The sequence below is a fragment of the Caulobacter sp. B11 genome (assembly GCF_002737765.1).
GTDB lineage: Bacteria > Pseudomonadota > Alphaproteobacteria > Caulobacterales > Caulobacteraceae > Caulobacter.
In genome coordinates this window covers 1-9759 of record NZ_PEGG01000020.1, presented here as the reverse complement: position 1 = coordinate 9759, position 9759 = coordinate 1, and the positions used below count along the sequence as shown (strand labels likewise).

12 protein-coding genes and 1 pseudogene are annotated in these 9759 nt (G+C 68.1%); 7 read left to right on the top strand and 6 right to left on the bottom strand.

Annotation, left to right across the window (positions count from 1 at the left end):
- Nucleotides 1-592: N-6 DNA methylase (locus tag CSW58_RS01570; RefSeq protein WP_099446037.1), on the top strand; the 592-nt coding region annotated here is incomplete at its 5' end.
- A gap of 68 nt (nucleotides 593-660) precedes the next feature.
- Here CSW58_RS01570 and CSW58_RS01565 read toward each other — a convergent pair.
- The gene (locus CSW58_RS01565) at nucleotides 661-1224 is read right to left on the bottom strand and encodes a nucleoside 2-deoxyribosyltransferase (RefSeq protein WP_099446036.1); all 564 of its coding nucleotides are present in this window, start codon (nucleotides 1222-1224) and stop codon (nucleotides 661-663) included.
- Between the two features lie 58 nt (nucleotides 1225-1282).
- Between CSW58_RS01565 and CSW58_RS01560 the strand changes: the two genes are divergently transcribed.
- Nucleotides 1283-2086 (top strand): CAP domain-containing protein, encoded by an 804-nt coding sequence (locus tag CSW58_RS01560; protein WP_099446039.1) that lies wholly within the window; start codon nucleotides 1283-1285, stop codon nucleotides 2084-2086.
- Here CSW58_RS01560 and CSW58_RS01555 read toward each other — a convergent pair.
- On the bottom strand, nucleotides 2083-2679 hold the full coding sequence (locus CSW58_RS01555) for a YceI family protein (protein ID WP_099446035.1): 597 nt from the start codon (nucleotides 2677-2679) through the stop codon (nucleotides 2083-2085). The genes CSW58_RS01560 and CSW58_RS01555 overlap by 4 nt on opposite strands.
- Before the next feature lie 129 nt (nucleotides 2680-2808).
- Nucleotides 2809-3828, bottom strand: a complete 1020-nt coding sequence (gene ilvC / locus CSW58_RS01550; RefSeq protein WP_099446034.1) for a ketol-acid reductoisomerase — start codon at nucleotides 3826-3828, stop codon at nucleotides 2809-2811.
- Between the two features lie 167 nt (nucleotides 3829-3995).
- On the opposite strand from ilvC, the gene CSW58_RS01545 reads away from it, so the two are divergent.
- Nucleotides 3996-4919: an NAD(P)H-dependent oxidoreductase gene (locus CSW58_RS01545; protein ID WP_099446033.1), complete on the top strand. Its 924-nt coding sequence runs from the start codon at nucleotides 3996-3998 to the stop codon at nucleotides 4917-4919.
- Nucleotides 4920-4932: 13 nt separating this feature from the next.
- Here CSW58_RS01545 and CSW58_RS01540 read toward each other — a convergent pair whose 3' ends face one another.
- Nucleotides 4933-5325, bottom strand: a complete 393-nt coding sequence (locus tag CSW58_RS01540) for a DoxX family protein (RefSeq protein ID WP_099446032.1) — start codon at nucleotides 5323-5325, stop codon at nucleotides 4933-4935.
- A gap of 96 nt (nucleotides 5326-5421) precedes the next feature.
- Entirely contained in the window at nucleotides 5422-6351 is a 930-nt protein-coding gene (locus CSW58_RS01535; RefSeq protein ID WP_099446031.1) for an RcnB family protein, read from the bottom strand.
- 105 nt (nucleotides 6352-6456) lie between these two features.
- On the opposite strand from CSW58_RS01535, the gene CSW58_RS01530 reads away from it, so the two are divergent.
- The 4 genes and pseudogenes from CSW58_RS01530 (at nucleotide 6457) to CSW58_RS01515 (ending at nucleotide 9393) form a co-directional block, all read left to right on the top strand.
- Complete coding sequence (locus CSW58_RS01530) at nucleotides 6457-7011, top strand: DUF924 family protein (RefSeq protein WP_099446030.1); 555 nt, start codon at nucleotides 6457-6459, stop codon at nucleotides 7009-7011.
- Between the two features lie 64 nt (nucleotides 7012-7075).
- Nucleotides 7076-8026 carry a CsgG/HfaB family protein gene (locus tag CSW58_RS01525; RefSeq protein ID WP_099446029.1) on the top strand — a complete coding sequence of 317 codons (951 nt, stop codon included), beginning with the start codon at nucleotides 7076-7078 and terminating at the stop codon, nucleotides 8024-8026.
- A gap of 97 nt (nucleotides 8027-8123) precedes the next feature.
- Nucleotides 8124-8965, top strand: a pseudogene (locus CSW58_RS01520) (thymidylate synthase).
- Between the two features lie 26 nt (nucleotides 8966-8991).
- Entirely contained in the window at nucleotides 8992-9393 is a 402-nt protein-coding gene (locus tag CSW58_RS01515; protein ID WP_236627587.1) for a PaaI family thioesterase, read from the top strand.
- Here CSW58_RS01515 and CSW58_RS01510 read toward each other — a convergent pair.
- Nucleotides 9390-9759, bottom strand: a 370-nt coding sequence (locus CSW58_RS01510; RefSeq protein ID WP_143755042.1) for a zinc-binding dehydrogenase, incomplete at its 5' end; no start/stop codon positions are given. The genes CSW58_RS01515 and CSW58_RS01510 overlap by 4 nt on opposite strands.

Below are 9759 nucleotides of genomic sequence, written 5' to 3'. Positions count from 1 at the left end.
CTGCTGGGCCGCCGCCAGCCGACGCCCCGGGGCGCGATTCGTCGGTCTGGAGCGCGACCCCGCCGCCGCCGACCTGGCGCGCCAGAACGTGACGCTGAACGACCTCGCCGACCGGGTGACGATTCTTGACGGGGATGTCGAGGGCGGCTTCCGGGCCCTGGACCTGCCGCCCTTCGATGCGGTGATCAGCAACCCCCCCTATTTTGACGATCCCGCCGCCCTGCGCGCCCCGGCCCCCGAGAAGAGCGGAGCCTGGATGGCCGACGGGGGCCTGGCCGCCTGGACGAGCTTTTGCCTCAAGGCGGTGCGCGAGGGCGGGACGATCACCCTCATCCACCGGGCGGACCGGCTGGCCGACCTCCTGGCCCTGCTGGCCCCCAAGGCCGGCTCGTTCCGCATTCGGCCCGTGCAGCCCTTCGCCGACGCGCCGGCCAAGCGGGTGATCGTTCGCGCGATCAAGACCGGCAAGGCCCCGCTCGCCCTGCTGCCCGCCCTGGTGCTGCACGAACGCTCGCTCGGCTCGGCGGGGGGCGGCCGGAACACGGCCGAGGCCGAGGCGATCCTGCGGGGCCAGGCGGCGCTGGACTGGTGACGGCCGCCGGCCCCGCGGTTCATAGACGAGCGTAAGACCCGCTATTTCGATGCGGTGCGACCCGCGCCCTATTCCGCGTAGAGCGCCAGGGCCTCAAGGCACAGCTCCAGCCCGGTCAGGTCGTGCAGGGGATCATCGGTGACGATCACGAACAGGCGACGGGCCTCGGCCCACAGCATCACGGTCTCGGGCAGGCCCATGTCCTCGATCGCGCAGCCGTCGCCGTCGCGCCAGACCCCGGCCGCGTCGCGTTGCGCCCCGACCTGGGCCTCGACCCGGTCGACATACTCGGCCTGGGTCTCGTCCTGGATGTTGAGATAGGCGAAGACCGGGCGTCCGAGCCCGGCCAGAACCCCGGCCTCGAAGGCCGCCGAAGGGTCGCAGGAAGGGCCGCGCCACGGGGTCAGGTTGATCACCCCGGCGTCGGCGCGACGCAATTGGGCCATGCGGTCGGCATAGAGTTCGCGGGCCTGGATCTCACTGTCGTCGGGATCGCCCGGCGCCGCCGGCGGCGGGGTGAGCCCCTCGAAGCTGTTGTCGGCGCACAGGGCGCGCTGCCGGGCGCTCTGGGCGGGGGCGTCGGCCAGCCAGGGTTCGGGGCCGGCCAGCCAGATGGAACGGACAGGTTTCATGTGGCTTAGAGCTTCGTCCGGAACGTCCGTGTCAACCAACTTCGCGAGGCTGCTGATCTTGAATCCCCTACCCCGCCGCGCCGTCCTGACCGCCTTGGGCGCAACAGCCCTGGCGCCGACCCTGGGGGTCGCGGCCCCGGCCTCGTCGTGGCTGGCCTATGATCGCCGACTGCAACGAGGCCTGGCCGAGGCGGCGGGCGGACGGTTCGAGCCAGGGTTCGAGCGCGACCTGATCGAGCTCAACAACGGCTTTCGCGACAGCCAGGGCCGCCGACCTCTGACCTGGGACGCCGGCCTGGCCCGCGCCGCCCGCGCCCATGCCGCCGACGTGGCCGCAACCGGTCGCTTCGACCACATGACCGCCGAGGGCTTCGGGCCCGCCGCCCGGGTCGGTCTTCTGGCCCGCGACCTGGTCGGCGCGGCCGGCGAGAACATCGCCATGCGCCGCAACGCCAGCAGCGCTGTGCGGCCCGGCCAGATCCACGACCAGTGGCGCACCAGTCCCGGCCACCGCGCCAACCTGTTGGCCCCGGGCTTCAGCCATGTGGGCTATGGGGTGATCCGTCGTGGAGCCCAGATCATCGCCGTCGGGGCCTATTACGAGCTCGCCGCGCGCCTGGCGGCCCCCACCCCGTTGCGGGTGGGCTCGGTGGCGGAAATCGCCGCGACCCTGTCGCGCGCCACGCCGCGGATCCTGCAGTTCTCGGTCTCCGAGCCCGGCGACGACATCCTGACCCAGACCTATGTCGAGGGCTCCCAGGTGGTCAGCCTACCGCACGGGACCTGGCAGCTGCGCCCCCATCTGTCGACAGGAGCGCGCCGCTACCAGGTGGCCTGGGGGCCGGTGTTCGTGGTCGACTAGGACCCGACCGCCAGGGTCTCGATGCGGATGACCACGCTGTCGCCGATAATGCCCGCCGCGCTGGCGCTGCCAAAGGCCTTGCGGCTGATCGCGCCGGTGATGGTGAAGCCGGCCTGGCGCTTCTGGCCGTTGGGGGCCGTGCCGATCTTGTTGAGCTTGACCTCCAGGGTGGCCGGCAGCGTCATGCCCATGATCGTCATGTCGCCGGTCACCTTGGCGGTGTCGGGACCCGTCTGCACGACCTTGGTCGACTTGAAGGTCATGGTCGGATTGGCCGCGGCGTTCAGCCAGCGCTCGCTCTTCAGATGCTCGTCGCGAGTGGTGTGACCCGTGAGCAGGCTGGCGACCTTCACCGTGGCCTCGACGCGGGACTTTTCAGGAGCCGCCTCGTCTAGCCAGATGGCGCCTTCGGACTCGCCAAAGATGCCGATCACCGAGGTGAAGCCGAACCGATCGATGACGAAGGTCGTCTCGGTGTGGGCGGGATCAATCTTGTAGGCCACCTCCGCGGCCTGGGCGGGCGCGGCGGCCAGGCCCAGAGCGGCGCAGGCGGCGAGAAGGGCCAGGGTCGGGGCGGCGAACAGTCGGGTCATCGGAGAACTCCGGTCTTTGAAGGGACCCAACGACTGTCTGGTCCCTTGATCCGGCGCGCAACCCTGAAATGAAAAAGCCCCCGGCCTGTGAAGGCCGAGGGCTCTGAACACGGTTCTGAACGAAAGCGCCTAGTTCTTGGCGACGTCGACCAGCTTGTTCTTGGCGATCCAGGGCATCATGGCGCGCAGGCGGCCGCCGACCTCCTCGATCTGGTGCTCGCTGGCGCGGCGGCGGGTCGCCTTGAAGCTCGGCTGGCCCACGGCGTTTTCCAGCATGAAGTCGCGAACGAACTTGCCCGACTGGATGTCTTCCAGCACGCGCTTCATCTCGGCCTTGGTCTCGGACGTGACGATGCGCGGACCGGTGACATATTCGCCGTACTCGGCCGTGTTGCTGATCGAGTAGTTCATGTTGGCGATGCCGCCTTCATAGATCAGGTCGACGATCAGCTTCAGCTCGTGCAGGCACTCGAAATAGGCCATTTCCGGCGCGTAGCCGGCCTCGACCAGCACTTCGAAGCCGCAGCGGATCAGCTCGACCGTGCCGCCGCAGAGGACGGCCTGCTCGCCGAACAGGTCGGTTTCGCACTCTTCGCGGAAATTGGTCTCGATGATGCCCGAGCGGCCGCCGCCGATGGCGGAGGCATAGGCCAGGCCGAGGTCGTGGGCGTTGCCGGTGGCGTTGTGATGGACGGCGATCAGGCAGGGCACGCCGCCGCCCTTCTGGTATTCGCCACGCACGGTGTGGCCAGGGCCCTTGGGGGCGACCATCAGGACGTCGATGGTGTCCTTGGGCTCGATCAGGCCGAAGTGGACATTCAGGCCGTGGGCGAACAGCAGGGCCGCGCCGTCGCGGATATTGGGGGCGATCTCGTCGTTGTAGATCGCGCGCTGGTGCTCGTCGGGGGCCAGGATCATGATCAGGTCGGCCCAGGCGGCGGCCTCGGCCACGCTCATGACCTGCAGGCCCTCGGCCTGAGCCTTCTTGGCGGTGGCCGAACCGGGGCGCAGGGCTACGGCGAGGTTCTTGGCGCCCGAGTCGCGGAGGTTGAGAGCGTGCGCGTGACCTTGCGAACCATAGCCTACGATCGCGATCTTCTTGTCGAGGATGCGGGCGAGGTCGGCGTCGCGATCATAATAGACGCGCATGATTTATTCTCCAAACTGGTCAATCAGGGCCGCCTCGCGCAACGGCGAAGCGACAAAGGCCGGGCGTTTGAGCGTTTTTTTGCCGTTTCGTCAAGGCGAAGCCAGCGAAATCCCGTGACGCGAATGCCTCTGTGGCGAGGTTTTAACCCCTCGAGCGGTGCTTGCCCATGGCCACCTTCATCGACACCCCGATCCTGCCCCCACAGCCGAGCGAGCCGCGCGCCCTGCGCGTGCTGGTCGTCGCTGGCTCGCAACGTCGTCATAACAGCTGTCCGGGCTTGGATTCCAAGGCCCGCGCCCTGATGCAGCGCATGGCCGCCGCCCTGCCGCCCGCCTGGCAGATCGACACCGAAGACCTGGGCAATCAACACGGCCGGCCAAAGATTCAGCCCTGCAACGCCTGCGTCTCCTCGTCGATGGCGCTGTGCGTCTATCCCTGCAATTGCTACGGACCGCGCAGCACGACCCAGCCGGACCTGATGTGGGACCTGGACCTCTACGGCCGCCTGGCCAGCGCCGACGCCTGGGCCTTCATCGGTCCGACCAACTGGTACGGCCCCACCACCAATTTCAAGCTGATGTTCGACCGGCTGGTCTGCGCCTCCGGCGGCAATCCCCGTCCCGACCTGATCGACAAGAAGGACACCCTGAAGGCCCAGGCCCTGGAACGCTCACCGCAGTGGCGGCAACTGACCCGCAACCACCTAGAGGGCCGCACGGCGGCCTTCTTCACCTATTGCGACGGCGGCGGCGAGGAGATCGGCGAGGACGGCCGGCCGACGCTGGTTCACCGTAAGGAGTGGTTCGATCCGGCGCAGGAGCCCTATCGGAGTGAACGCGAGGCCTATCAAGGCCTCGTCTGGCAATGTCGCTACGCCGGCATCGAGGTTCCAGACGCCCTTTGGGCCAATACGACCTTCGGCGAGGGCAAACCCTATGCCGACGACCAGGCCGACGACATGATCCAGGAACCGCAGAGTTTGGCCGACTTTGATGTCTGGGTCAGCCGCTTCGTCGACCATGTGACGGGCAAGGGCGCTGTCTCGGTCAAGGCCGATGTCGCCGCCGCCAAGTCGACAACGAACGTCTAGGCGAAAGGGCGCTTCAGGGGTTCCGTCGCCAGGGGAACAGCGCCCTTAGCCGCTCGTCGCGCAGCCATAGGCCGCCCCACAGGAACAGGCCCAGATAGAGGCTGAACAGTTCGTGGCTGAACAGCGGGTTCTCGACCCGCACCTGGGTGGCCATCGCCCCGCCCAGCAGGCCGGTCATCAGGATCGCGCCCAGCAAACTCGTGCGCGGGAAGAGATAGAGCGCCAGGAAGGCCAGCTCCATCAGCCCGATCATCAGCACATAGTCCGGCTTCCAGCCCAGCGAGATCAGGGTTTCGGCGGCGACCGGCATGCCAGCCAGCTTCGGCGCGATCGAGGCGCCCAGCATGAACACCGCAAAAAGACCGGTCAGGGCGCGACCGGTCCAGACCATGGCGGAGACTTTCATCGGCAGCCCCTTTGGATGACGTGCAGCCCATCAGCCACGAGTCACGCCACCCCGGCAAGGGCGCCCCGGACGGCTGAACCGCCCGGGGCCTTGGACCTACCAGAACAGGTCGTAATAGACGCTCAGCACCCGTCCCGACCAAATGTCGATCAGCAGGGCGTCATCGCCGACCCGAACCCACTCGCAACCGGCCGGAGCCATGGGCAGGCCGTAGCGGAAGGCGTCGATATAGTAGCTCTGGCCAAACCAGCCGCCCGGCAGGTAATCGCCGAACGACCACTGACGGACATAGAAACCGCGCGGATAGCGATAGGCCGGAGCGCGATAGCGTTGCGGCGCGTGATAGCTCGGCCGCCAGCGGCGCTGATCATAGCGATCCCGGCCGTGGTCGCGATCCCGCGAGGGACCGCCCTGGTGGCCGCGGTCAGGCCCGCGGTTGTCGTTGCCGCGATTATCCCAACCGCCGCGATTGTCCCAGCTGTCGCGGTTGTCGCGACCGCCACGATCCCGGTCATTGTCCCGGCCTCCGCCGCGATTGTCCTGGCCCGGGCGATCCCAACCGCCCCGTCCGTCGCCAGGCTGGCCGCCGCGATTGTCGCGGTCGCCGCGTTGGCCGCCGCCGGTCTGGGGCGGGGTCTGGCCGGGGCGCTGTCCGCCGTTCCAATCCGGGCGCTGGCCGCGTTCGCCACGGGGACCGTCGCGGTCGCCGCGCGGCGTCGGGGCCGGCTGAGCCTGCGGGGCGGGCTGAGGCTGAGGCGCCGTCTGGGGCGGGGTCTGGGCCGGGCGCCCGCCGCCGTTCCAGTCAGGACGTTGGCCGCGTTCGCCGCCACCGCCATTGCCGGCACGGTCGCCACGTTCCTGGCGAGGCTGTCCAGCGTCGGGCCGGCCGCGGTCACCGCGATCGCCGCGCGGACCTTCCTGGCCAGCCTGTTGCTGGCGTTGGGCGACAATCACGCCGGCCGAACCGGCTTGGGCGGCGCCGCCGAGCATGGACAGGACCAGGGCGGTGGTCATCAGACGTTTCATTTCGTGCTCCAAAGGGCCTTGTGCTGGGCCCAGGGCTCATCCCTTGTAGACACTCTCGCGCCCGGCGCATGAACCGGATTTGAACAAAAAAGATCAGGGGCCGTCATGAGCGCCAGACCGCAGGACGTGTTGAGTTTCTGGACCGCAGCCGGTCCCGCCAAGTGGTTCGCCAAGTCCGAAGCCTTCGACGCGGCCATCCGCCTGAAGTTCGAACCGGTGCATCACAGCGCCGCCGCCGGCAGGTATGACGCCTGGGCTGCTGACGCGGACGGCGCCCTGGCCCTGCTGCTGCTGCTCGACCAGTTCCCGCGCAACCTCTACCGGGGCTCGGGGCACGGCTTCGCCACCGACGGCAAGGCCCGGGCCATCGCGAAGGCCGCGATCGCGGCGGGGTTTGACCGGCAGGTCGCCCCTGACCTGCGCTATTTCTTCTATCTGCCGCTGGAGCACTCCGAATCCCTGGCCGACCAGGACGCCTGCGTGGCGCTGTGCGAGGCGATCAAGCGCGAGACTGGCGATCCCGAGCCGCTGAAATGGGCGATGATCCATCGCGACATCATCGCCCGCTTCGGCCGCTTCCCGCACCGCAACCCCGCCCTGGGCCGCGAGACCACCCCGGGAGAACAGCTGTTCCTCGACGAGGGCGGTTTCGCGGGTTGATCGAGATCACGGCCGCGCGCTGGAATCCATGATCGGTTGAAGCTCCACAGGAGGGGCTTGAGCCATGAAAACTCTGTCTGGCGCGGTCGCGGTCGGCGTCGCGCTTTCGGTATTCGCGCCCGCGCAAGCCTTGGCCCAGGCCAAGGCCAGCAAGGCCCAGCAGATGCAGACCCAGGCGGTCGCCGAAATCCCGCGCTGCGCGCGCAAACTCGGCACCCTGTCGATCATCGACGGCGACGATCCGCGCGGCTGGACTCAATACAATCTGGCCGCGCCCCAGAAGCTGTTGAAGGCCATGGTCCAGAAGTCGGGCTGCTTCAATCTGGTCGATCGCGGCGCGGGCCTCAACGCCGCCCAGACCGAACGCAACATCGGCGGCAATCTGGGCCTGCAGCGCGGCTCCAATGTCGGCCAGGGTCAGATCAAGGCCGCCGACTATGTGCTGGTCGCCGAGGTGCAGGCCAGTGACAGCAACGCCGGCGGCGGGGCTGTGGCCGGGGCGGTCGGGGGCCTGATCGGTGGCCGGGTCGGCGGTCTGGTGGGCGGGATCAAGACCCGCAAGCTGGAAGCCAACACCGTGCTGTCCCTGACCAATGTCCGCACCACCGAGACGGTGGCCGTTCAGGAAGGCTATGCGGTCAAGAGCGATATCGGCTGGGGCGCGGGCGGCGGCTTCGGCTTCGCCGGCGCGGTCGGCGGCGGCTATGAGGACACCGAGATCGGCCGGATCGTCACCCTGGCTTTCATCGACAGCTACACCAAGCTGGTCAGCGAACTTGGTCTGCTGTCGCCCGATGCGAGCGCCGCCCAGGCCGCGCCGTCCAAGACCTTCGTGACGACACGCGTGGTCAATCTGCGCGCCACGCCGGTGGCGGGCGGCAAACTGCTGCGCGCCTTGCCGGCGGGCTCGCTGGTCTATCCGACCGGCAAGAAGCAGGACATGTGGTGGGAAGTGGCCGACGAGAACGACAATGTCGGCTGGGTGCTGAACACCGGGCTGGAACCGGCGAAATAGGACCGACACCGCTCAAGACCAAGCGCCCCGCCGGAAGCCTTCGGCGGGGCGTTTTTGTGATTGGCCATCCCGTCGATTCGCGTAGGACAGTGGCGTCATGAACGCCGTCTCGCCCATCCTCGCCCAAGCCGCTTCCGCCGATCATCCCGAGCGGCAATATCTGCAGCTGCTCGCCGACATCCTAGCCAACGGCGTGCAACGCGGCGACCGCACGGGCACTGGCACGCTGGGCGTGTTCGGCCGGCAGATCCGCTTTGACCTCGCCAAGGGCTTTCCGGTCCTGACCACCAAGAAGCTGCACCTGCGCTCGATCTTCGTCGAGCTGCTGTGGTTCCTGCGCGGCGACACCAATGTCCGCTGGCTGCAGGAGAACGGCTGCAAGATCTGGGACGAGTGGGCCGACGCGAACGGCGACCTGGGTCCGGTCTATGGCAAGCAATGGCGCTCCTGGGCCGCGCCGGACGGCCAGTCGATCGACCAGATCGCCAAGCTGGTCGAGGGTCTGAAGGCCAACCCCAACAGCCGCCGCCACATCGTCTCGGCCTGGAACCCGGCCGATGTCGACGACATGGCCCTGCCGCCCTGCCACTGCCTGTTCCAGTTCTTCGTCGCGGACGGAAAGCTCAGCTGCCAGCTCTATCAGCGCAGCGCCGACGTCTTCCTGGGCGTGCCGTTCAACATCGCCAGTTACGCCCTGCTGACGCTCATGGTCGCCAAGGTCACCGGGCTGGAGCCCGGCGAGTTCGTCCACACCTTCGGCGACGCGCACCTCTATCTGAACCACCTGGACCAGGCCCGCGAGCAGCTGACCCGCGAGCCCTTCCCTTCCCGACCCTGACCATCGCCGACAAGCCCGACCTGTTCGGGTTCGACTATGGCGACTTCACGTTGGAGGGCTATCAGGCCCACCCGCACATCAAGGCCGAGGTTTCGGTCTGACCTGGGCCACAGATCGCCTCGATCAGTTGAAGGCTGGCGGCATCGACTTGCCGCCCGTCGTCTCGACCTTGAAGCTGGGCGGACTTGATGACTGGGGCCCGGGCTGGGCGAGAAAGAACTGGCTGCCCTCGCCGGAGCTTCTCAATATCGACGGCTCGATGTTTGGTGGCTATCTGGCGGCCCTTGCCGATCAGATCCTGGCCTTCGCGGCTATGACGGTCGCGCCGGCTGACGCCATGTTCCGCACCAGCAACCTGAAGATCGACTTCATCCGCGTGGGCAAGGCGGAACCGCTGCGCCTTGAAGGTCGCGTGTTGGCCAAGACCCGATCCATTATCCACGTCGAGGCCGACTTCCTCCGACCCGATGGTGGGCTGATCGCCCGGGCGAGCGCCCAGCAGATCATCGTCCCATTCGGGTCGCCCTAAGGCTTGAGCACCACCTTGCCCGTGGTCGCCGCCGACTGCAGCAGGGCCTGGGCCTTCGCCGCCTCGGCCAGGGGAAACACCCGGCCGACCTGCGGATCGAGCTCCCCGCCGCCGATCAGCGCCATCACCGTCGCCAGGTCGTCGCGATAGACCTCGGGCCGGGCGTCGCGCCACGAGGTGACATTGTAGCCGACCACGCCCTGGCTGGCCGAAAACAGCTTCAGGGCCGAGAGGCGATCGGCCAGCAGCATCCGGATCATGGCCGAGGGCCGGGCCTTGCCGCCCTTTGTGGCGTCGTAGCCGCCGTACAGCACCGCCGTCCCGCCATCGCGCAGGGCGGCGATGGAGGCGGTCTTCAGATGCGGA

Bases quoted from the DNA above. Each gene is read 5' to 3' on its own strand.
- CSW58_RS01565 (WP_099446036.1), bottom strand. From the start codon at position 1,224: ATGAAACCTGTCCGTTCCATCTGGCTGGCCGGCCCCGAACCCTGGCTG.
- CSW58_RS01555 (WP_099446035.1), bottom strand. From the start codon at position 2,679: ATGACCCGACTGTTCGCCGCCCCGACCCTGGCCCTTCTCGCCGCCTGC.
- ilvC (WP_099446034.1), bottom strand. From the start codon at position 3,828: ATGCGCGTCTATTATGATCGCGACGCCGACCTCGCCCGCATCCTCGAC.
- CSW58_RS01545 (WP_099446033.1), top strand. From the start codon at position 3,996: ATGGCCACCTTCATCGACACCCCGATCCTGCCCCCACAGCCGAGCGAG.
- CSW58_RS01540 (WP_099446032.1), bottom strand. From the start codon at position 5,325: ATGAAAGTCTCCGCCATGGTCTGGACCGGTCGCGCCCTGACCGGTCTT.
- CSW58_RS01535 (WP_099446031.1), bottom strand. From the start codon at position 6,351: ATGAAACGTCTGATGACCACCGCCCTGGTCCTGTCCATGCTCGGCGGC.
- CSW58_RS01530 (WP_099446030.1), top strand. From the start codon at position 6,457: ATGAGCGCCAGACCGCAGGACGTGTTGAGTTTCTGGACCGCAGCCGGT.
- CSW58_RS01525 (WP_099446029.1), top strand. From the start codon at position 7,076: ATGAAAACTCTGTCTGGCGCGGTCGCGGTCGGCGTCGCGCTTTCGGTA.